Consider the following 20,224-nt stretch of genomic DNA (forward strand, 5'->3'; position numbering starts at 1 on the left):
GGTCTTGGTTCGCGGGGGCCACGCCATTGTGACTCACGTGGCGAACAATCCGGCCAACCGCGCCTGCAGCTGTGGCGACTGCGGCAGGCGGATGCCGAACGTGCCTTCCAGCGTGGCCCGCAATTCGTCGATGTCGGCCAGTGTGCGTCGTTCGCTGGTGCCGTCGAGGCGATGGAAGCCCAGCTCGCGGTCACGCAGCGCATGGCGCCCACCGTCGACGGGGCGTGCCACGCGCAGGCCGGTGACGAAATGCGAGGTCGGATGGGTCGACAGGAAGTAATTGCTCGATTCGTAGTCGATCGGGTACTGGCGCTGCAGGTCGAAGCGGTAAAGCGTTGCCCAGCGATCCGGCAGCCTGCCCTGCATCCACCAGTCGCCATCGCGCAGCTGCAGGCGGAATGTTTCGTGCGGCGTGGCCTGCTCGTCACCCTCGCGCAGGGCCAGGCTGGCGGTCGGGGTGAGGCCGCCGAAGCCGACGTCGACCAGGCGCGTATCCCCATCAAGCTCGACCCGCAACAGCATGTGGCTGCGCGCAGTGATCGCATCGTCCGGCTGGGTCCACAGCACGCGGGCGGCCAGGCCACTCACCTCGAATCCGACGGCCTGCAGCACCTGGGCCAGCAGCAGGTTGTGTTCGAAGCAGTAACCACCGCGCCCCTCCTCCACCAGCTTGCGCTCCAGCGCCTGCGGCGAAAGTTCGACGGGACGCCCAGCGAAGGGATCGAGGTTCTCGAAGGCGATGGTCGTGGCATGGCGGTAGGCCAGCGCATCGAGCACGTCCACGGTCGGCTGCAGCGGCCCGTCGTAACCGATACGGCGCAGGTAGGCATCCAGGTTCATGCGGCAACTCCAGGCTCGTTGCCGGTGATTCTAGGCTCGGCAGCAGAACCCGTGCGCGACGCAGGCGCAACGCACATTCGTGCCAGCCGCGCTCGTGATGGCGATACGGCGCTACGAGTGCGACTTCACCCATTCGACGTAACGGTCCATCCATTCCTGCAGGAACTTGCGGCTGCCCTCGCCGATCTGGCCGTCATCGCCGAACAGCCCTTCCTTGGCGTGGATGAACACCTCCGGCTGGCCCATCGTCGGCATGTCGAGGTAAGCCAGCGTATTGCGCAGGTGCTGCTGCGCCATCGCGCTGCCGATCGAACCGACCGACGCGCCGATCACGCCGGCCGGCTTACCGGCGAAGGCGCTTTGGCCATACGGCCGCGAGGCGTGGTCGATTGCATTCTTCAGCACACCGGGCACGGAGCGGTTGTACTCGGGGGTCACGAACATCACGCCCTTCGCACCCGAGATCTCCTGCTTGAGCCGCTTCACCGGCGCCGCCTGATGGCTGTCGTCGTCCTGGTTGTACAGCGGGAGGTCGTCGATGCGGCACTCGTGGAACTCGAAATCCGCCGGCCCCAGCTTGAACAGCCCATGCGCGAGCTGGCGGTTGATCGACTCACGACGCAGGCTGCCGATCAACACGGCGATGCGGTAATGGCTCATAACGGGCTCCACGGGTTATTGTCCGCCGCCTACTTTTGGAGCGTCGACGTGACCAGCCCGTGACGGTGTCGTGTCGTCAGGCCTTGCGCAGGAAGATGGTCTTCAGCACCAGTCCCTTGATCTTGTCGGAGTTGCCTTCGATGTGCTCGGCGTCGTCTTCGACCAGGCGGATGTTCTTGATCACGGTGCCCTGCTTGAGCGGGATCGAGGAACCCTTCACCTTCAGGTCCTTGATCACCACCACGGTATCGCCGTTGGCGAGCGCGTTGCCGTTGCTGTCGCGGACGACCGTGCCGGTGGCGGCGCCGGTGTCGCCGGACGCGGACCATTCGAAGCCGCAATCGGCGCAGACAAAATTGCCACCGTCTACGTAGGTGTTCTCAAGGGTGCACTGCGGGCAGGCGGGAGCGTTGGGCATTGGTCTGGGGTTCCGAGGGGGCCCGTCATTTTACGCCAGCCCGCTCGCGCGCTTCCTGCTCGCGCTTGCGCATCTCCTCGACATCGCGCTCCAGGAAGTAATTGAGGAACGTCCGAATCACCGCCACCGCCGCCAGGCGGCCGATCCCGTCCCAGTCGGGCGTGATCGACGACTCCAGGATGTCCGCCGCCAGCTGGAAGGTCAGACCGGCAACCAGCCAGCGCGAAAAGTCCATCCAGATCTGGCGACGAGCGTGATTGTCGTGGTCGTGACGCCAGATCATCCGGATCACGCCGACCAGGGCCTGCAACGTGCCGACGAGCACGACCAGCAGCGCGATGATGTCGATCATCACCACCACCGGCTCGGTGATCGTAATCAGCCACTCCTTCATGGCGCCCTCCTCCTTACGGTGGGCCGGTCACTCGCGTACCACGCAGCGGAACCCCAGATGGCAGGTCGAGGTATCGATCGGCTGCGCCATCCGCGCCGCCGGACGGTAACGCCGGCAGTAGTTCGGCGCGCACAGGTGCGAACCGCCCTTCATCACCCGGCGCGGGATCTTCACCTGCGGCTGGCGCGGATCGAAACTGGCATCGCGCTCACCGCCGCGCGGATTCTCCAGCGTGCAGCACGAATGCTGCTGGATCCGGTTGTGGTCCTGGTACCAGTCGGTGGTCCACTCCCAGACATTGCCGGCCATGTCATGCAGCCCGTAGCCGTTGGCCGGGTACGAACCCACCGGGGCAGTCCACAGGTGACCGTCCTGCTGCAGGTTCTGCCAGGGGAACTCGCCCTGCCAGGTGTTGGCCATGTACTTGCCGTCGGGCGTGAACTCCTCGCCCCAGCTGAACTCGGCAGCCTCTAGCCCCCCGCGCGCGGCGAATTCCCATTCCGCCTCGGTCGGCAACGATTTGCCTGCCCAGTCGGCGTAAGCCTGCGCGTCCTCGAAAGCGACATGCACGACCGGGTGGTCGCCCAGTCCCTCGACCGAGGACTTCGGCCCGCGCGGATGCCGCCAGTCGGCACCGGCGATATACGCCCACCAGTTGTAGTGATTGCGCAGGTCCACCGGCCCCTGCGCAGGCATGAACACCACCGAGGAAGGCACCAGCAACGCCGGATCGGCGCCCGGGTAGTCGGCCGGGTCGGCCGGCCGCTCGGCCAGGGTGACGTAACCGGTGGCGTTGATGAAGCGCGCGAACTGGTCGTTGGTGACCGCCGTGCGATCGATCCGGAATGCAGGCACCGACACCTTGTGTGCCGGCGCCTCCTCCGGGTAATGGTGATCCGACCCCATCAGGAAGGTGCCACCGGGGATGTGCACCATGTCGTCGAACGTCCTGCCTTCCAGGCCCATGCTTTCCTCGTCTGCCGCGAATGCCGGACCGAGCTTAGCGTGAATGCTCATTGTGCGAAGACCCGGTTCCAGTCGTTCTTCATGCTGACCAGGCCAATGCCGTACTCCTTGGCGTGGTCGAGCCCGTCCCTCAATGCACTGAGCTTGAAGTCGCGGTCGTAGGCGAATTCCCGGTCCGCATCATCGTGGTGCAGGTACCAGGCCATGCGCGGACCGTCGCCGGCCAGCGTGTAACGAATCATCGCCAGGTCACCGTCGGAGTTGCCGAAGGCGAACATGGGCCGTCGCCCCAGATGCAGGGCGATATTGACCACCTTCTCCTCGCGGTCATCGAAGCTGCCAAGTTCCGGCAGCTTGCGCAACACCGGCGCTCCTTCGACGGTTTCGACCTTCATGCGCATGCTGGAGCCGATGACCTGCTCGGGCGGAATCCCGTACAGCTTCTCGGCAACCACCCGCACGAACTCGATGCCGCCACCGGTGACGATGTAGGTCTTGAAACCGTTCGCCCGCAGATAGTCCAGCAGTTCGCGCTGCGGCACGTAGGCGCCCTGGGTGAACAGCTGCATCAGCGTCGGGTGCTTCGCCTCGGCGAGCCATTCGGAGGCACTGGCGCGGAACTCGTCGACGGTCATGCCGGCGTGCGTGGCGAAGGCCGGCTCGAAGGCTTCCTTCTTCGGCAGTGCGGCCAGCGCGTGCAGGTCGCAATCCAGCATCGCCTTGAACGCGGGTTTCTCAAGCAGCTTCGGGTCCTGCCTTGCGAGCAGCTTTACCTGCGCCAATGCGAAGAACACCTGCACCTGCAACGGATACTCGCACCACAGCGTGCCGTCGTTATCGAACACGGCGATGCGGTCGCTGGCGGGAACGAAGTCGGGTCCGCCTTCGGTCGTCACCCGCTCGACGAAGGACTTGATCGCGGCTTTGTTGGCGCCTTCGTTCCAGGACGGCAATGGGTCGTTCATCTGGGTCCTCGTTGTCGATGCCTCACCCCTCCCCCGTGGACGGGAGAGGGGTTCGATACGCGTTGCTGGTCAGCTTGCGCCGGACGGAACCTCGGCCATCTTCGACAGGGCGTCGTCGATGGTGAAGCTGCCTGGCCTCTGCGCCGGCGGGAAATCCTTGAACGTGGCGGCGAACTGCGCTGCCGCCGCCTGCGCCGCGTACAGGAAGTACATATTGTTCAGACACCAGTCGTAGTAGGTGTTCGAAGTGACGTCTGCCCGTTCGTACGGATCCATCCTCAGGTTGAACAGCTTGGGCAATCGCAACTTGGTGAACGGCTCGGCCCATATCTGCATCGTTCCCTTGCAGCGCTGCTCGATGAAGACCAGTTTCCAGTGGTCGTAGCGCACCGCCAGAACGTCACCGTCATCGCTGAAGTAGAAGAAGAACTTGCGTGGTCCTTCCTTGGCCTGGCCGGTCAGGTACGGCAGGAAGCTGTAACCGTCGATGTGGTTCTTGAACTTCTTGCCGTTGACGGTCGCGCCCTTCTTCAGGCGGTCGCTCGCACCGGTATCACCGGCCGCCTCCAGGAACGTCGGCAGCCAGTCGTGGTGCTGCACGATTTCGTTGGATACCGAACCGGCCTTGATGTGGCCCGGCCAGCGCACCAGCAACGGCACGCGGAAGGCGCCTTCCCAATTGGTGTTCTTCTCGCTGCGGAACGGCGTCATGCCACCGTCCGGCCAGCTGTTCATATGCGGGCCGTTATCGGACGAATACATCACGATCGTGTCGTCGGCGATGCCGAGCTCGTCGAGAAGGTCGAGCATCTGGCCGACGTTCCGGTCGTGGTCGATCATCGTGTCGTGGTACGGCGACTGCCAGCGACCGGCCTGCCCCAGGCTTTCCTTCTTGGTGTGGGTGAACAGGTGCATGTGGGTGGTGTTGAGCCACACGAAGAACGGCTTGTCGGCCTTGTGCTGGCGCTTGATGAAATCGGTGGCGGCCTCGACGAACTCGTCGTCGCAGGTTTCCATGCGCTTCTTGGTGAGCGGGCCGGTGTCCTTGATCTTCTGCTTGCCGACCTTGCCCCAGCGCTCCTGCACCGTGGCGTCGTCCTTGTCGGTGGCCCAGCAGTGCAGCACGCCGCGCGGGCCGAAGTGCTCGCGGAAGCGCGGGTCCTTCGGGTAGTTGGCCATCTCCGGCTCTTCCTCGGCATTGAGGTGGTAGAGGTTGCCGAAGAACTCGTCGAATCCGTGGACCGTGGGCAGGAACTTGTTGAGGTCGCCCAGGTGGTTCTTGCCAAACTGGCCGGTGGCGTAGCCGCGATCCTTGAGCAGGTCGGCGGTGGTCACCGTCTCAGGCTGCAGGCCCTGCGGCGCGGCCGGGATGCCGACCTTGGACAGGCCGGTGCGGTACACGCTCTGGCCGGTAATGAACGACGAGCGGCCTGCCGTGCAGGACTGCTCGCCGTAGGAATCGGTGAACAACATGCCTTCACTGGCGATGCGGTCGATGTTGGGCGTCTGGTAGCCCATCAGGCCGCGGGTGTAGCAGCTCAGGTTGGCGATGCCAATGTCGTCGCCCCAGATCACGAGGATGTTGGGCGGCTTCTTGCCGCTGGCCGGCGCCTTGGCAGGCTTGGCTGCCGGTTTCGCCGCAGCCTTGCTCGCGGCCTTCTTTGCTGTTGCCATTGCTACTCCTCCAGTAACCAGTGGGGACATCGCGTCGCAGCAACACGCCACCTGCAGTCGGCGAATCGCTGGATGGGGATCGCCAGGCGGGCCCGCTCAGCCCAGCAATGGAACGTTGAACGCCATGCTGGCCGCGGCCAGCAGGCCCAGCAGCCACAACAGCGCTGCGGTGATCAGGGTCAGCGAAACCGGGTACCTGCTCTCGCCGTGGACCAGGCCCTGCTCGATCATGCGCACGCGCTCGGCGCGCAGCTCGCGCATGTAGTTGATGTGGTAGACGATGCCTAGCGTCAGCATCACCATGCCCAGCACGACCAGGGCGATGCCGAAGTTGCGCGGCTCGCGCCCGCTGCCCTCTACGAGCTTCGATTCCTGCATCTTCTGGAACACCTGGAAGATGGTGAAGCCGAAGCTGATCAGCGACAGCGCCGTGCGGATGATCGACATCAGCGTGCGGTCTGCGCTCATGCGCGTGCGCTGGAACGACATCCCGGTACGGCGCGAGGACAGTTCCACCGACTTCTCGTCGGTGGTGTCGTACGGCGGCCTGGGCAGGTTGGCCGACAGCTTCAGTTCGGGATCGCGTTCTTCGGGCAGGATCGGTGACATGGCTCAGAGGGCTCCGGCCTTGCGCTTCAACCACCAGTGCGCGATCCGGTCAGCCGGGCCGCGGAACAGGAAGTAGGGAATGAAGCCGAGGATCAGCGCGACGTTCAGCGCTTCGAGCACGTGGAACGTGCCGAACACCTTGTACTGGTAGATCGTGTCCATCACCAGGCCGAGCACCAGGATCCTGGCGGTGGCCTTGAACCCTTCGCGCAGCGAGGCTTCGCGGCGGATCGGGTCGTGCATGATGGTCCAGAAGTACGGATGCCGGCCGATCTTCGCGTCCTTGAAGCCGTCGCGGAACGCCAGCAGCAGCGCCATGCCGGGCTGCAGGAACAACCGGAACGTCATCGGCCCCTGCGTGCGCCCGATCAGGTCGGTATAGAAGCGCACCACATCGTTCAAGAATCCGTCCATCCCGCTCCTGCTCTGGCGACATGAGGACCGTCCTGCGCAGCGTTTGCGCCGGACAGGCGTGGGGACGTTCGCCGCGAATTCCGGCGCAAGTTGAATGGGGCGCGTCCACGGATGCAACGCGGTCGATGGTCGTGTCCGCGCAGTGAATGACCCGTGATGGCGTGGAGGCGATGGTGTTACTTGACCGCGTCTGGCGGTTCGCGTGAAGAACGCGCGCCGCGGTCGCCCGCGACGCGCGTCGACGATTACAGCTGGCGCAGGAAGGCCACCAGGTCATCCTTCTCCTGCTGCTGCAGGCGCGTCTGCAGGACGATGTTGAAGAACTCCACGCTGTCCTCCAGCGTCAGCAGGCGGCCGTCGTGCAGGTACGGCGGCGAGTCCTTGATGCCGCGCAGCGGGAAGGTCTTGATCGGGCCATCGGCGCTGGCGAAGCGGCCGTTGATCATCTGCGGCTTGAAGAAGCGCTCGACCTGCAGGTTGTGCATCGAATTGTCGGTGTAGTACGGCGGCGTGTGGCAACCCGAACACCTGGCCTTGCCGAAGAACAGCGCCTCGCCGCGCTTCTCCGGTTCGGTGGCCTTGGCCGGATCCAGGCGCCCGAACACGTCCAGCTTCGGCGCCGGCGGGAAGTCCAGGATCGCCTGGAACTCGCCCATCGCATGCACCTGGTGGCCGCGGTCGAGGATGTTGATGCCCTTCTTGGTGGCAATCACCGGATCACCATCGAAGTACGCCGCACGCTGCTCGAACTCGGTGAAGTCTTCGACAGTCTTGAGGGCGCGCTGCGAACCGAACAGTCGCTGGATGTTGACGCCGCGCAGCGGCGGGGTGTCGATGCGGTGGCGGAACTGCTGCGGCCGGATGTCGCCGACCAGGTGCGTGGCGGCGTTGGTGTGGCCGTTGGCGTGGCAGTCCAGGCAGGCCACGCCACGGCTGGGCTGCGCCGAACGGCGATCCTCGGTCTGGTTGAACTGCTGCTGCGGGAACGGCGTGACCAGCAGGCGCAGGCCTTCGAGCTGCTTGGGGTTGAGCAGGCCGTTGAACAGCTCGTAGTAGTTGTTGATGGTGACCAGCTGCCCCTTCGACACATCGCCCAGGTCCGGCCGCGTGGTCAGGAAGATCGGCGCGGGAAAGTCCGGGAGGAAATGCGCCGGCAGGTCGTAGTCGAGATCGAAGCGGGTCAGGTCGCGCTGTTCGGCTTTCTTGATCGCATCGATGTGGAACTGCGGGAACAGCATGCCGCCTTCGGGATGGTTGGGATGCGGCAGCGGCAGGAAGCCAAGCGGGAACGCGCCGCGCTCCTTGATCTGCTCCGCGCTCATGCCACCGAGCTGGTCCCAGCTGACGCCCGATGGCAGCTTGGCCCGCACGCCGGCCTGCACGGCCTTGCCACCGGACATCGTCACGCCCTGCGCGGCTTTGTTGGACAGGTCGTAGCGCTCTGCAAGCAGGCTGTTGTGGCGCTTCATCACGCCGCCCTTGTCGCCTTCCATGCGTTTCTTGACGTTGGCGAAGCTGTCGCTCGGCGTCACCGGTGCATAGCTGGTGGCGGGCGGATCGTCCGCCAGCGCCATGCACGAAATGCCGAGCACGCTGATGCTGATCAACCACAGCGGCCACAGCCGCGGTAATGGTGTTTGCCTCATGGTCATTCTCCCTTGACTGGTTGATTGACGCTGCTGCCAGGACGCCGGACACGGCGTCCCGGCGCGAGGCTAGCCCTCGCTCAACCAGAGGAGAAATCGTTTGATCGAATGAATTCGATAGCCGATCGCTATGCGCGTGCCCGGTGCATCAACTGCACATGGGCACGCCGTCAAGCATCAGCAGGTCAGCGGCCGAGCTCGGTCAGCAGCGTGTGCCAGTGATCGAGATCCGGATCGAGCGCCGACACCGGAACCCGCTCGTTGAGGCCGTGCGCGAAGTCATCGGTCGGCCGCATGTACAGACCGGACACGCCATAGGACGGAATGCCCTCGGCGCGGAAATGCAGGCTGTCGGTCGCGCCCGGCGACATCTGCGGCACGATCGGCAGACCCGGCTGGCGGCGATCGACTGCTTTGCGCACGGCTGCCATCACGTCCTCGCGCAGCGGCGAGGCCGGGCTCTGCGTCGGATCGCCAATGATCTCCACCTTGGCCGGGTACTTGGCCGCCGGATCGATCACCACGTCTGCGATCTGGCGACGCACGTCCTCGACCGCGACGCCCGGGAAGATGCGGCAGTTGACCGTCGCCGTGGCGCGCTGCGGCAGCGCGTTCTCGGCATGGCCACCCGACAACATGGTCGCCACGCAGGTGGTGCGGATCATGCCGACGTACTCGGGATCAGCAGCAATGACCTTGATCGCCTCGACATCCTTGGGGTCTTTGGCGAAGCGCAGCATCGCCTGGCCCAGCGCACCGGAGGTCTGCTTGCCGGTGGCGGCGAAGAAGGCGCGCGTCAGCTCATCGGCCTGGGCCGGGAACTGGTATGCCGCCAGCTTGTCCAGCGCCTTGGCCAGGTCGTAGATGGCGTTCTCGGCGTGCGGCCGGCTGCTATGGCCACCGGGATTGGTCACCTCGATGGTGACCGTGCCATAGGTCTTTTCGGCGGCCTGCAGGTTGTAGGCGACCGGCTTGTCGTTCGCGGCCAGGGTGCCGCCGCCGGCGTCGCCGTTGAGCAGCAGCTCGGCATCCGGGAACTGCTTGCTCAGCGCGCGCGTGGTCACCATCGCGGTTTCCTCGTCGCCGGACAGCGCCAGGACGATGTCGCGCGACGGCTTGAAGCCTTCGGCCTTCAGGCGCAGCAGCGTGGCGACGATCACCGAGACATCGAACTTGTTGTCCAGCACGCCACGGCCGTAGAAGTAGCCGCCTTCGGTGATCAGCTTGAACGGATCGCGGGTCCAGTCCGCCGGCTTGGCCTCGACCACGTCCATGTGCGCCGACAGCAGCATCGGCTTCTTGCCGCCGGTGCCGCGATAGCGCGCGACCAGCGCCGCGGTGTCGCCATACGTTTGCACCTGCACGTCCTCAGCGGCGAAGCCACCGGCCTTGAGCTGGTCGGCCAGGTACTGCGCATAGGCCGGCACCTGGCCCTGCCCCATCACCGTGCGGAAGCCGACGCCCTTGCCGAGCAGTTCCACCGCCTTGTCGTGAGTCTTCGCATCGACCTTGGGCGTCGCCGCGGCGGCAGGCATGGCGTGGCCGTACAGGCCGGACAGTGCGATCAGGGCAACTGCAGCACGAAGCTTCATCAGGCGGGTCTCGGCGGTCGGTTTGGCCGAGTGTAGTCGGGTCGCAGGCGCGGCAGCAAAGGCCGGGAGGCACGATTCCGGCTATTTCTTTCGACCGCCCTTGGCGAGTTTCTCCACCACGGCCGGTTTGCGCAGATCGCGCAGCGCGTCCTTGCCGAGCCAACGTTCGCACGCCACCTCCGACGCGGCCAGGCGCGTAGCCAGCGCAATCGCCCGCGCGTGCAGCCGTGCATTGCGCCGGCCGATTGAACGCAGCGCCCAACTTGCGCCCTTGATCACAAAATTGCGGTCGTCACCGGCAGCGCGTTCAATCAGGTCCAGGCCTTCGACGGCGTTGGCATCCTCGAGTCTGCCGTGCAGGGCCAGGCTCGCCAGCAAGGCGAATGCGGCGCGCTTGCCGAGTTCGTCGCGCCGGCCAGCCCACTGCACGACCTTGCCCCAGGCATGCGGCGAACGATCGAACAGCACAAAGCAGATCGTGTCGACGATGGCCCAGTTGTCGAACTCACGGCACCAGCGGTCCATCTGCGCCGCCGTCACCCGTGCCGGATCGTCGACGTAGGCCGCCAGCGTGCGCGCCTCGTAGACGCCGGTGCCCCACAGCGCCAATGCCAGTTCATGGTCGTGGCCGATTGCCTTGGCCACGGCCTGGATGTCTTTCATCGCCACACCGATCGCGTGATCGGAAGGAATGGCGTAGCGAGCCATGCCGTCGAGCGTGGCTTTGGTCGCACGCTTGTGCAGTTGCTGCATCGCATCGTCCAGGCGCTGCTCGAGCGTGGCCGCTCGCGCAGTTGCAGCCACCGCGGTCCTGCGTGGCCGCGTGCGTGTCTGTGTGTCCACCGTCTGTCGCATCGCGGCGCGCTCAGGCGGCCTTGAGCTGGTGCAGCAGGATCGAGTTGCCTTCGCTGTCCAGGCACACCGCCATGCGGCACACCGGACTGTGGATCATGTCGCCGCGGAAGGTGACGCCTCGCCCCTTGAGGTCGGCGACCAGCTTGTCGAGGTCCTCGACTTCGAAGGCAATCGTGCCGCCCGCGGATTCGCTCGGAGCGTCGGCGATGAAATTGGTCAGGGCGAAGCAGCCACCGCCGGGCAGGTCGTACTCGACCCAGTACTTGTCGCCCTGGTTGCCGACCGACCCGGCCTTGAGGCCGAGCGCGTTCTCGTAGAACTCCCGCGCACGCGCCACGTCGGCGACGGGATACATCGTGTAGGCGACCTTCTTGAGCATGACCGGCTCTCCCGCATGGGTGGGGACTGCACACGAAAGCCCGGTCTTACGCCCCGCCCCGCCCCGAGTCAATGCCCTGAATCGACGTGATGCCGTGATGTCGATTTCACGCTTGCCCAATCGTCGACACAGGAGACTGGCGCTCACTGCGCCGGTCCGCCCACCGCCCCGACAGGAGCCGATCATGACCCAGCGTTTCCAGCGAATCACCCCGTTCCTCTGGTTCGACTCGCAGGCCGAAGAGGCCGCCCACTACTACGCCTCGATCTTCCCGGATTCATCCGTCGGCAAGATCCTGCGCTACGACGAAGCCTCATCGCAGGGCTCCGGTCAGCCGGTCGGCTCGGTGCTGACCGTCGACTTCAAGCTTGATGGCTGCGACATGACCGCTCTCAACGGCGGTTCGCACTTCAAGTTCAACGAGGCCGTGTCGCTGGTCGTCAACTGCAGGTCGCAGGACGAGGTCGAGCATTTCTGGAAGCACCTGACCGCGGGCGGCGATCCGGCCGCGCAGCAATGCGGCTGGCTGAAGGACAAGTACGGCGTGTCATGGCAGGTGGTGCCCATCGAGATGCTCGACCTGATCGCCGACCCGGACCCGGTTCGCGCCGGCAAGGCGATGAAGGCGATGATGCAGATGAAGAAGCTCGACGTGAACGAATTGCGCCGGGCGATGGACGCCTAGCGTCGCGCCGCCGGGACAGCGACGTAGCGCTTGCCGATCGCGGCGACGAATTCGTCGAGATCGGTGGTGCCGGTGTTGCTGAGGATCACGACCGTCAGGTCCGCATCGAGGAAGCGGTACAACTGCGCCTGCGCGCCCATGATCTGCCCCGGCCGCTTGACCACGCGGTACGGCTTGCCGTCCACCCTGGTCGTGTACGACCACAGGCCGTAGCCGTAGTCGTCCAGGCCTGGGGTGAACATCTTCGCCAGGGTCGCCTGCTTGAGCAGGCGATCTGCGAACAGTGCATCGGAGAACCTGAGCACGTCGTCGACGGTGGAATACATCGCGCCGGCGGCGTACCAGTTCTCCGGATACACCGGCAGGTCGTTGACCAGCCGCCCGAGGTCGTCACGCATGAAGTAGGTGCTGGCCAGGCCCTCGACGATGTCGGACTGGCGCAGCATGCCGCTGTCGGCCATGCCGAGCGGCTTGAGGATGCGCTCGTCGAGCACCTCGTCGAAGCGCTTGCCACGCAGTCGCTCGATGATCTTGCCGAGGATGATGTAGTCGCCGTTGTTGTAGTCGAACACCTTGCCCGGCTCATGTACCAGCGGCCCGCTGGCGAAGCGCGCCAGCAGCTGGTCGCTGGTCCACGGGTGCTGGTAGGCCGGGATTCCCTCGGTGAGGGCCTGCTCTGCGCTGGCCACCTTGTCCATGTTGTCGATGCCGGAGGTGTGGTTGAGCAGCTGGTGCACGGTCACTCGCTGCGCGGCCGGCCCGGAGTAGTCCGGCAGGTAGGTGGCGATGGTGCCGGCCGGATCCAGCTTCCCTTCCTCGTGCAACTGCATCACCAGCGTGGCGGTGAAGAGCTTGGTGATGGACGCGATGCGGTAGCGGGTCTGGCGCGTGTTGGGCACGGCGAGGGCGATGTTGGCTTCGCCGAAGCTGTGCGAATAGATCACTTCGCCCTTCTGCTTCACCAGCACGGTGCCATTGAACCGGTGCTTGCCGGCGTAGTCGGCTATGAATGCCTCCGGACCCTGCACGGTGACCGGCGCCTGCGCTGCGGCCATCGGCGACAGGAACAGAACGGAAAGCAGAAATACACACAGTGACGACTTCATCGCGGACTCCGTTGGCGGGGCGGAGAATCGCCCATCGCCTGACAGGGAGACGCGCAGGGGACCAACGGTTGCAGTTCCCTCCCTCGCCCTCCAGGCGCCGTCATTCCCGCGAAGGCGGGAACCCAGCGTCGTCGCTTGCGTCCAGTGAGAGCAACGTCCATGGATTCCCGCCTGCGCGGGAATGACGGGCATCAGTGCAACGTCACTGGGTTCCCGCCCTCGCGGGAATGACGGGTTGCGAACGCCGAAGACTGGGCAACGAATTGCCGGAGCGTCGTCCGCAGACGGAACCTTACCGCCGCGCCAAAGCCCGCCGCGCGAACAGCACGCACACCACGCCAAACACCATGTGCGCGATCACGCTGGCGATGATCCAGTCCAGATGCTCGAACGACGGCGAGCGGCCCACCCGGGACAAAGGCATCACCACGAAGTTCATCACCACGTACAGCACCACGCCGTACGCAGCGCCGAGCATGACGGGATGGCGCAGCAGGGCCGGCACACGCCGCGCCACCAGCGTGTAGATCACCACGAACGACGTGGCCATCAACACATGCAGCCCGGCCCCCAGCAGCGCCGACTGCATGCCACCGTCGTAGCTGGCTTTCCCGAGTACGCCGACCGCGATCGTCTGGAAAACCTTTTCGATCCCGGCTGCATCCCAGGAGAACCAGACCGTGGTCGCGAAGCAGATGTCGCCGATGGCGACGATCAGCCCCCCGATCACCACCTGCAGCCATTCAACGGAGCGATGCGAATGCAAGGACATCACGGAACTCCCTCGTGGGTGAAGGTTTCGGCCCCGCAGATCCTAGGCCCAATCGACCGCGCCATGGCCACACGGGACGGCCGGCACCATGACTTATGACCTAGACAGAACTGTCTAGACAAACCGGTCTAGTTGGAATACGTTCTTTCCCAGCCACATCACCGACCAGCCGCCGATGACCCGCAAGCCCACGAAACCGCCCAAGCCCACCGCCGCCGAACTCGACCTGCTGCGGTCGATCTGGCGCCTGGGTCCGTCGACGGTGAAGGACGTCCACCAGGAGCGGATCGCCGAACGCCCCGAACTCACCTACGCCACCGTGCTGCGGCTGATGCAGATCATGCACGGCAAAGGCCTGCTGACCCGCGACGAAAGCCAGCGCTCGCACGTCTACGCCGCCGCCCATGCGCGCGACGCATTGCAGACCAACCTGCTCAAGGACCTGATCCAGAAAGCCTTCGCCGGTTCCGGCAAGGACCTGGTGATGGCCGCCCTGAGCGACCACGTCACCGACAAGGAACGCGAAGAGATCAAGCGCTTCCTCAAGGAGAACCCCGATGCTTGATCCGTCCGAAGTGGTACCGCTGCTCGGGCGCGCACTGCTGCACTTCATCTGGCAGGGCGCATTGATCGGCCTGGTCGCAGCGCTGGCGCTGCAGTTGATGCAGGGCGCGCGACCGCAAGCGCGTTACGCGCTGGCATGCATGGCGTTGCTGGCCTGCGTCCTGGTGCCGGCGATTCACCTGGCCATGATGGTCGCAGCCGCGCTCGAACCGGCCACGCCGTTCGCCATGGCCGCTGCGTCCATGCAGCCGGCGGCGAGCGATGTCGCCATCGTGCCCGCACTGTCGGCATGGCCGGCACGCATCGACGCGGCGATGCCGTGGATCGTGGTGATCTGGTCGGCCGGTGCCTGCACGCTGTCGCTGCGGATGGCGACTGGACTGATCTGGATCGAACGCCTGCGCGGCCTGCCGCAAGGCGCCGGCCATGCCGCCTGGCAGGCACGGCTGGATGCCCTCGCCTTCCGTTTTGGAATGGGCCCGCGGGTTGCCCTGCGCCTGGTCGACTCGCTCGACTCCCCTGCCTCGGCCGGCTGGCTGCGTCCGGTGGTGCTTCTGCCTTCGGCCCTGCTGACGCGGATGCCGGTCGACCTGATCGAAGCACTGCTGGCCCATGAGCTGGCCCACATCCGCCGCCACGACTACCTGGTCAACCTGCTGCAGGGCGTGGTCGAAGCGCTGCTGTTCTACCACCCGGTCACCTGGTGGCTGTCACGCCGGATCCGCATCGAACGCGAACACATCGCCGATCAGCTGGCCGCGCAGGTGACGGGCGAGCCGCGTCGCCTCGCCCTCGCCCTGTCCGAACTTTCCGAACACTGCCACAAGCAGCGCCACCTCGATCGTGCGCACTGCGCACATTCGTTCTCCGCACATCCGCACCTTGCCCAAGCCGCCCATGGAGGCCACCTGATGTCCCGCATCGAACAACTCGTCCGTCCCGGCCACCGCGCCGCCAGCGGCCGCGTCGCCTTCCCGCTGATCGGCATCGCCGCCGCGTGCATGGCGTTCTACGCCCACGCCCAGATCACCAAGAGCGACACCCCCGCCAAGCCTGTCGCCTCGCAACCGGCCGCGGCTGCTCAGGCATCGAAACCGGCGCCGGCAACGAAGCCTGCGCCGACACTCTCCGGTGGCGGCCACACCCTGCAACTGCACACCGGCAAGACCCGCGACGCCTATGCGCTGATCAGCAAGGACCGCGACGGCGTGACCATGTCCGGCTCGACCGACGACCTTCCGCAGATCGAGGCGGCCAGGCACAGCCTGCAGGGCGACTTCGTCTGGTTCCGTCGCGGCGGCAAGTCCTACGTCATCGTCGACGCGCCGACGGTAGCCCGCGCGAACGAGGCGTGGCGCGACAGCGCAAAGCTGGGCAAGCAGATGGAAGTGCTTGGCGACCAGATGGAAGTGCATGGCAACAAGATGGAGGCGCTCGGCGACCAGATGGAGAAGCTGAGCGAGCGCACCACGCCGACCCCTGCGATGGATGCGGCTACGCGGAAGTTGGAAGCCCTTGCCAGGCAGCAGTCCGACCTGGGTGACCGCCAGTCGAGGATTGCCGACGACATGCACGATGCCAGTGGGGCGGAAATGGACAGGCTCTCGGCCAAGATGGACGCCCTATCGGAACAACAGGATGCATTGGCGCAACAGATGGAAGACCAGTCCAAAGTGATGGACGCCGAGGCCCGCCGCCTCGATGCCAACACCGGACCGATGGAGGCCCTGGGCCGCCAGATGGAAGAGGCGGGCAAGCCGATGGAAGCGCTGGGCGCGCAGATGGAAGTGCTGGGCGCACAGCACGAAAAGGTCGTCGCCAAGGCCGAAGCCGAGACGCGCAAGCTGATCAGCGAAGCCATCGACAAGGGCCTGGCCCTGCCGGCTCCCGGCTACAGCGCACAGTAATTCCTCGCGACTCGGGGGCGGGCAATGCATGCCCGCCCCCGTCCTTTTTGTCGCGGGACATAACGCTTTGGCATGAGCGGGACGGCCGCCAACGGTGCCCGCACTGTCCCCTCCCCGCCCCGCGCTGCGTTGGTTAGCTACAGCAGGCCGGGGGCAAGCGTGTCTTCTTGCGCCGGCGTCAATCCGCTCAAGGGGCTCCAGTTGATCTTCGATTACAGGAAAGCTGCGTCGCCCGCCGACGTTGAGGCCGACATCTGCATCGTCGGTGCAGGTGCGGCTGGCCTCGCCATTGCCTGGGCGTTCCTGGGCACCAGCGTGAACGTATGCATCGTCGAAGGCGGCGGCCTCGATGCGGACGAGCGCAACCAGGAGCTGTTCGAAGGCTCCTCGGTTGGCATACCCGAGTTCGACCCAGGCGCATCGCGACTTCGCGCCTTTGGCGGCACCTGCAATTTGTGGGGGCGCGGCTGCATTCCGCTGGCCAACCTGGAAGCGCGCGACTGGGTGCCGCACAGCGGCTGGCCGATCGGTTTCGCCGACCTGGAGCCGCACTACCTGAAAGCCCGCACGTTCTGTGGCCTGGAGTCGCATGACTTCGGCGAAGACACCTTCCTGACGCCGTCCTCGCGGCAGACGCTGGCGTTCGACGCCGATGCACTGGTGCACAAGACCTTCGCCAGCAGCCCGATGATCTTCGGCGAGGCCTACCGCACCGAGTTCGAACGCGCTCTCAACATCACGGTGCTGCTGCACGCCAACCTGCTCGAGCTCGAGACACTGCCGTCTGGGGCGGCGGTGCGGCAGGCGCGCATCGGCACGCTCGACGGCCACCGCGGCGTGGTCCGTGCCCGTCACTTCGTGCTGGCCTGCGGCGGCATCGAGAATGCGCGCCTGCTGCTGTCGTCCAACTCGGTAAAACCCGGCGGGCTGGGCAACGACCACGATCTGGTTGGCCGCTATTTCATGGACCACCCCAGCGGCAAGCTCGGCGCGCTCTACACCCGCGATCCGGACTCGGTGATCCGCCCATACGACCGCAACGTCCCCAAGGGCAAGCCGCAGGCGCATCCGGAGATCTGCCTCTCCGACGAAGCGCAGCGCCAGCACCGCATCCTCAGCGGCCGGGTCCGGCCGTACGCCTTCGAAGAACCCGTGCCCGAGGGCCTGCAGGCATTGCGCGACCTGCGCGCGATCATGCGCGCGCGCCGGCGCCACGAGAACTGGGCGATCAAGGCCCGCGTCTGCGGTCGCAAGAATGGCGAACCCGACTACATCGCAAGATCGCGTCCCAGCGACGACGACATCGCCTCGCTGACATTGCGCGCCGGCCTCGGCGCGGCCGACATCGCCAAGGCCTTCGGCCGCAAGCTCACCCGCAAGCCGACGGTGAAAACCGAACGCGTCGACCTGGTCGGTTACTTCGAACAGGTTCCCAACCGCGACAGCCGGATCACACTGGGCGAGGAGCGCGACGCACTCGGACTGCGCAAGGTCAGCGTCGACTGGCGCCTGACCGAACTGGACCGCCACACCTACCGCACCGCCGCCCGGCTGTTCGGTGACGAACTGGCGCGGGTGAGCAAGGGCGAGTTCCGGCCCGAGCCGTGGCTGGACGAAGAAAACGGCGTGCCGCAAGTGTTCGGCACCTCGCACCACATGGGCACCACGCGCATGGCCGATGCGCCTGAGCTGGGCGTGGTCGACCGCAACTGCCAGGTGCACGGCATCGGCAACCTGCACATCGCCGGAAGCTCGGTGTTCCCGACCGGCAGCTGGGCATTCCCGACCTTCACCATCATCGCCCTGAGCCTGCGCCTGGCCGAACAGCTGCGGCAACGCATGGAACAGGCTGCGCCCCTGCTGGGCTGAGGACACCAGTGGTTCTTGTCCGGCCTGCGGCGCAGGTGCTAGCGTCGCGTCCGACGGTGGGCGACCACGCGACCCATGCAGGCAGATGGAACGGCGCGAACCACCAGCTCCTCCTCCGACATTCGCGCAGGTGCAAGGTCCCGAACTCGTCGCCACCGCGCGCATGTTGTTCCGCGAATATGCCGAGGCGATCGGGACCGACCTGGAGTACCAGGGGTTCTCGTCCGAACTTGCGGCACTGCCTGCCCCTTATATGCCGCCGGGCGGCGCGCTGCTTATCGCGAGCATCGGTGATGACGTTGCCGGCTGCGTCGCGTTGCGGCCGTTGGACGCAGCAACCGGCGAGATGAAGCGGCTCTACGTCCGCCCGGGATTCCAGGGCATGGGTCTTGGCAGGCGACTGGTCGAAGCGGTGATCGAAACCGCGCGCGACGCCGGCTATCGCGAGCTCCGGCTCGACACGCTGGCGAGCATGGAATCGGCCCAGGCGCTTTATCGGCAACTGGGGTTCCTCGAGATCGCGCCGTACAACACAACGCACATCCCCGGCACTCGCTTCTACTCGCGCGTGCTCGTCGACGCCTGACGACGCCGCCCGCGACGCGGGTTCACGCCGCCCTACGCAGCCTCCGACAAAATTGCCGGACTTCCGTGGAGAGCACAGCATGAACAATCCCGTCGGCTGGTTCGAAATCTACGTACAGGACATGCCCCGCGCCCGCGCGTTCTACGAAACGGTGCTGGCGAGAAAACTGGAGCGGCTGGAAAGCCCCGGCATCGAGATGTGGGCATTCCCGATGGCACCCGACCAGCCGGGCGCCGGCGGTTCGCTGGTGCACATGGAAGGTGTCCCGTCCGGCGGCAACAGCACGCTGGTGTATTTCATCAGCGAGGACTGCGCGGTCGAAGCCGCGCGCGTGGCCGCTGCCGGTGGCCAGGTGTTCAAGGAGAAGTTCTCGATCGGCGAGTACGGATTCATCGCCCTTGCCATCGACACCGAGGGCAACATGTTCGGACTTCACTCGATGAAGTGACGCCTCAGCGCAACTGGCTGTCCTTGCTGCCGCGGCGGTTGTAACCGCTGTGTGCGGACTGATCCTCGTCGTGCGCCTGCTGGCAGTCGACGCACAGGCGAACACCGGGCACGGCCTTGCGCCGCGCTTCCGGGATCTTCTTCCCGCACTCCTCGCAATGCACCAGGCCGGGGCCTTGTGGAAGCTGGCTGCGGGCGCGCTCGATGGCGTCCTTGATGGTGGCGTCGATCTGGTCCTGAACGGCGCCGTCGCCTGCCCAACCGGTGGCCATGGGATCGTCTCCTGTGGATCGAGGGGCGAGCATAGCGCCGGCGACCTGAATTCCCGAAAACAACGATCCGGCCGCGGAGAAGCCATGACGATTGACGACATCGACCTGCTGGCGACACGGCTGCTTGGCGGCGCGCCATGCCTGCCTACCGTGACGGGCGCGGTGGTGGGCGCCAGCGCCATCCACGGCCGCGGCCTGTTCTCGACCCGCGCACGCGGTGCCGGCGAGGTGCTGTGCGTGCTCGACGGCCAGACCGTCGATGTGGCCGCCTTCCCCCATGTCGTGGACGCGCTCGAGTGGAACGCGCTGGATCCGTCCCGGCTGCTCGTGCGCGCCATCCGCACCAGCTACGGCTACATCAACCACAGCGCCAGACCCAATGTCGCCATCGACGCCGACGGGCGCACGATGCGCACCTGCGAGGCCGTGGCGGCCGGAAGCGAGTTCACGATGGATTACCTGGCACAGCCGGTGCCGTCCGGCTACCGCGACAGTGACGAGGGGCGACGGCTGCGGTGAGGAGGCCTGCCCCGCCAATGTGCCCAAACAAGCATGACGTTGTGCACTCACGCCACCCCACCGGACCGGGTCTACACTGCCCCCA

The 20,224-nt window shown here is 65.8% G+C and carries 23 protein-coding genes; 7 read left to right on the top strand and 16 right to left on the bottom strand.

The genetic code is table 11. The features are described from left to right. Positions 1–33: 33 nt before the first annotated feature. The 13 genes from AC3A3Q_RS08300 to AC3A3Q_RS08360 all read right to left on the bottom strand — a co-directional run bounded on the left by AC3A3Q_RS08300 (position 34) and on the right by AC3A3Q_RS08360 (position 11,412). Positions 34–840, bottom strand: coding sequence for an arylamine N-acetyltransferase family protein (locus tag AC3A3Q_RS08300; RefSeq protein ID WP_487585793.1), 807 nt, complete (start codon positions 838–840; stop codon positions 34–36). Between the two features lie 111 nt (positions 841–951). Next, the gene (locus tag AC3A3Q_RS08305) at positions 952–1,500 is read right to left on the bottom strand and encodes an NADPH-dependent FMN reductase (RefSeq protein WP_487585794.1); all 549 of its coding nucleotides are present in this window, start codon (positions 1,498–1,500) and stop codon (positions 952–954) included. A 76-nt stretch (positions 1,501–1,576) separates the two neighbouring features. Next, entirely contained in the window at positions 1,577–1,918 is a 342-nt protein-coding gene (locus AC3A3Q_RS08310; protein ID WP_487585795.1) for a zinc ribbon domain-containing protein YjdM, read from the bottom strand. Between the two features lie 25 nt (positions 1,919–1,943). Further along, positions 1,944–2,312, bottom strand: a complete 369-nt coding sequence (locus tag AC3A3Q_RS08315) for a DUF1622 domain-containing protein (RefSeq protein ID WP_487585796.1) — start codon at positions 2,310–2,312, stop codon at positions 1,944–1,946. A 27-nt stretch (positions 2,313–2,339) separates the two neighbouring features. Next, positions 2,340–3,329 (bottom strand): formylglycine-generating enzyme family protein, encoded by a 990-nt coding sequence (locus AC3A3Q_RS08320; RefSeq protein ID WP_487585797.1) that lies wholly within the window; start codon positions 3,327–3,329, stop codon positions 2,340–2,342. Next, positions 3,326–4,243 carry an HAD family hydrolase gene (locus tag AC3A3Q_RS08325; protein ID WP_487585798.1) on the bottom strand — a complete coding sequence of 306 codons (918 nt, stop codon included), beginning with the start codon at positions 4,241–4,243 and terminating at the stop codon, positions 3,326–3,328. The genes AC3A3Q_RS08320 and AC3A3Q_RS08325 overlap by 4 nt, the downstream gene beginning before the upstream one ends. 69 nt (positions 4,244–4,312) lie before the next feature. Then, a complete protein-coding gene (locus AC3A3Q_RS08330; protein ID WP_487585799.1) occupies positions 4,313–5,917 on the bottom strand; it encodes an arylsulfatase in 1,605 nt (534 codons plus the stop codon). 96 nt (positions 5,918–6,013) lie between these two features. Further along, positions 6,014–6,526 carry a YidH family protein gene (locus AC3A3Q_RS08335; protein WP_487585800.1) on the bottom strand — a complete coding sequence of 171 codons (513 nt, stop codon included), beginning with the start codon at positions 6,524–6,526 and terminating at the stop codon, positions 6,014–6,016. Between the two features lie 3 nt (positions 6,527–6,529). Beyond that, a complete protein-coding gene (locus AC3A3Q_RS08340; RefSeq protein ID WP_487585801.1) occupies positions 6,530–6,940 on the bottom strand; it encodes a hypothetical protein in 411 nt (136 codons plus the stop codon). Between the two features lie 245 nt (positions 6,941–7,185). Beyond that, complete coding sequence (locus AC3A3Q_RS08345; RefSeq protein ID WP_487585802.1) at positions 7,186–8,586, bottom strand: hypothetical protein; 1,401 nt, start codon at positions 8,584–8,586, stop codon at positions 7,186–7,188. A 185-nt stretch (positions 8,587–8,771) separates the two neighbouring features. Further along, entirely contained in the window at positions 8,772–10,178 is a 1,407-nt protein-coding gene (locus AC3A3Q_RS08350) for a M20/M25/M40 family metallo-hydrolase (protein ID WP_487585803.1), read from the bottom strand. Positions 10,179–10,259: 81 nt separating this feature from the next. Beyond that, positions 10,260–10,982 carry a DNA alkylation repair protein gene (locus AC3A3Q_RS08355; protein ID WP_487585804.1) on the bottom strand — a complete coding sequence of 241 codons (723 nt, stop codon included), beginning with the start codon at positions 10,980–10,982 and terminating at the stop codon, positions 10,260–10,262. A 61-nt stretch (positions 10,983–11,043) separates the two neighbouring features. Next, the gene (locus AC3A3Q_RS08360) at positions 11,044–11,412 is read right to left on the bottom strand and encodes a VOC family protein (protein WP_386701140.1); all 369 of its coding nucleotides are present in this window, start codon (positions 11,410–11,412) and stop codon (positions 11,044–11,046) included. A gap of 184 nt (positions 11,413–11,596) precedes the next feature. On the opposite strand from AC3A3Q_RS08360, the gene AC3A3Q_RS08365 reads away from it, so the two are divergent. Beyond that, positions 11,597–12,097 (top strand): VOC family protein, encoded by a 501-nt coding sequence (locus AC3A3Q_RS08365; RefSeq protein WP_487585805.1) that lies wholly within the window; start codon positions 11,597–11,599, stop codon positions 12,095–12,097. Here the strand turns inward: AC3A3Q_RS08365 and AC3A3Q_RS08370 are convergent. Both AC3A3Q_RS08370 and AC3A3Q_RS08375 read right to left on the bottom strand, forming a co-directional pair. Beyond that, positions 12,094–13,203, bottom strand: coding sequence for a serine hydrolase domain-containing protein (locus tag AC3A3Q_RS08370; protein ID WP_487585806.1), 1,110 nt, complete (start codon positions 13,201–13,203; stop codon positions 12,094–12,096). The genes AC3A3Q_RS08365 and AC3A3Q_RS08370 overlap by 4 nt on opposite strands. Before the next feature lie 292 nt (positions 13,204–13,495). Further along, a complete protein-coding gene (locus tag AC3A3Q_RS08375) occupies positions 13,496–13,975 on the bottom strand; it encodes a hypothetical protein (RefSeq protein WP_487585807.1) in 480 nt (159 codons plus the stop codon). A 175-nt stretch (positions 13,976–14,150) separates the two neighbouring features. On the opposite strand from AC3A3Q_RS08375, the gene AC3A3Q_RS08380 reads away from it, so the two are divergent. From AC3A3Q_RS08380 to AC3A3Q_RS08400, 5 genes are all read left to right on the top strand, one after another. Further along, the gene (locus AC3A3Q_RS08380; RefSeq protein WP_487585808.1) at positions 14,151–14,540 is read left to right on the top strand and encodes a BlaI/MecI/CopY family transcriptional regulator; all 390 of its coding nucleotides are present in this window, start codon (positions 14,151–14,153) and stop codon (positions 14,538–14,540) included. Continuing rightward, positions 14,533–16,446, top strand: a complete 1,914-nt coding sequence (locus AC3A3Q_RS08385) for a M56 family metallopeptidase (protein ID WP_487585809.1) — start codon at positions 14,533–14,535, stop codon at positions 16,444–16,446. Before AC3A3Q_RS08380 ends, AC3A3Q_RS08385 begins: the two co-directional genes overlap by 8 nt. Before the next feature lie 159 nt (positions 16,447–16,605). Beyond that, positions 16,606–18,315, top strand: coding sequence for a GMC oxidoreductase (locus AC3A3Q_RS08390; RefSeq protein ID WP_487585810.1), 1,710 nt, complete (start codon positions 16,606–16,608; stop codon positions 18,313–18,315). A gap of 130 nt (positions 18,316–18,445) precedes the next feature. Then, positions 18,446–18,901 (top strand): GNAT family N-acetyltransferase, encoded by a 456-nt coding sequence (locus AC3A3Q_RS08395; RefSeq protein ID WP_487585811.1) that lies wholly within the window; start codon positions 18,446–18,448, stop codon positions 18,899–18,901. Positions 18,902–18,980: 79 nt separating this feature from the next. Next, positions 18,981–19,349, top strand: a complete 369-nt coding sequence (locus AC3A3Q_RS08400; RefSeq protein WP_487585812.1) for a VOC family protein — start codon at positions 18,981–18,983, stop codon at positions 19,347–19,349. A 4-nt stretch (positions 19,350–19,353) separates the two neighbouring features. Here AC3A3Q_RS08400 and AC3A3Q_RS08405 read toward each other — a convergent pair whose 3' ends face one another. After that, positions 19,354–19,620: a DksA/TraR family C4-type zinc finger protein gene (locus AC3A3Q_RS08405; RefSeq protein WP_200605624.1), complete on the bottom strand. Its 267-nt coding sequence runs from the start codon at positions 19,618–19,620 to the stop codon at positions 19,354–19,356. An 84-nt stretch (positions 19,621–19,704) separates the two neighbouring features. Between AC3A3Q_RS08405 and AC3A3Q_RS08410 the strand changes: the two genes are divergently transcribed. Next, on the top strand, positions 19,705–20,139 hold the full coding sequence (locus AC3A3Q_RS08410; protein WP_487585813.1) for an SET domain-containing protein-lysine N-methyltransferase: 435 nt from the start codon (positions 19,705–19,707) through the stop codon (positions 20,137–20,139). Positions 20,140–20,224: the final 85 nt, after the last annotated feature.

The sequence above is a fragment of the Lysobacter sp. Soil_C_59 genome, assembly GCF_057656415.1.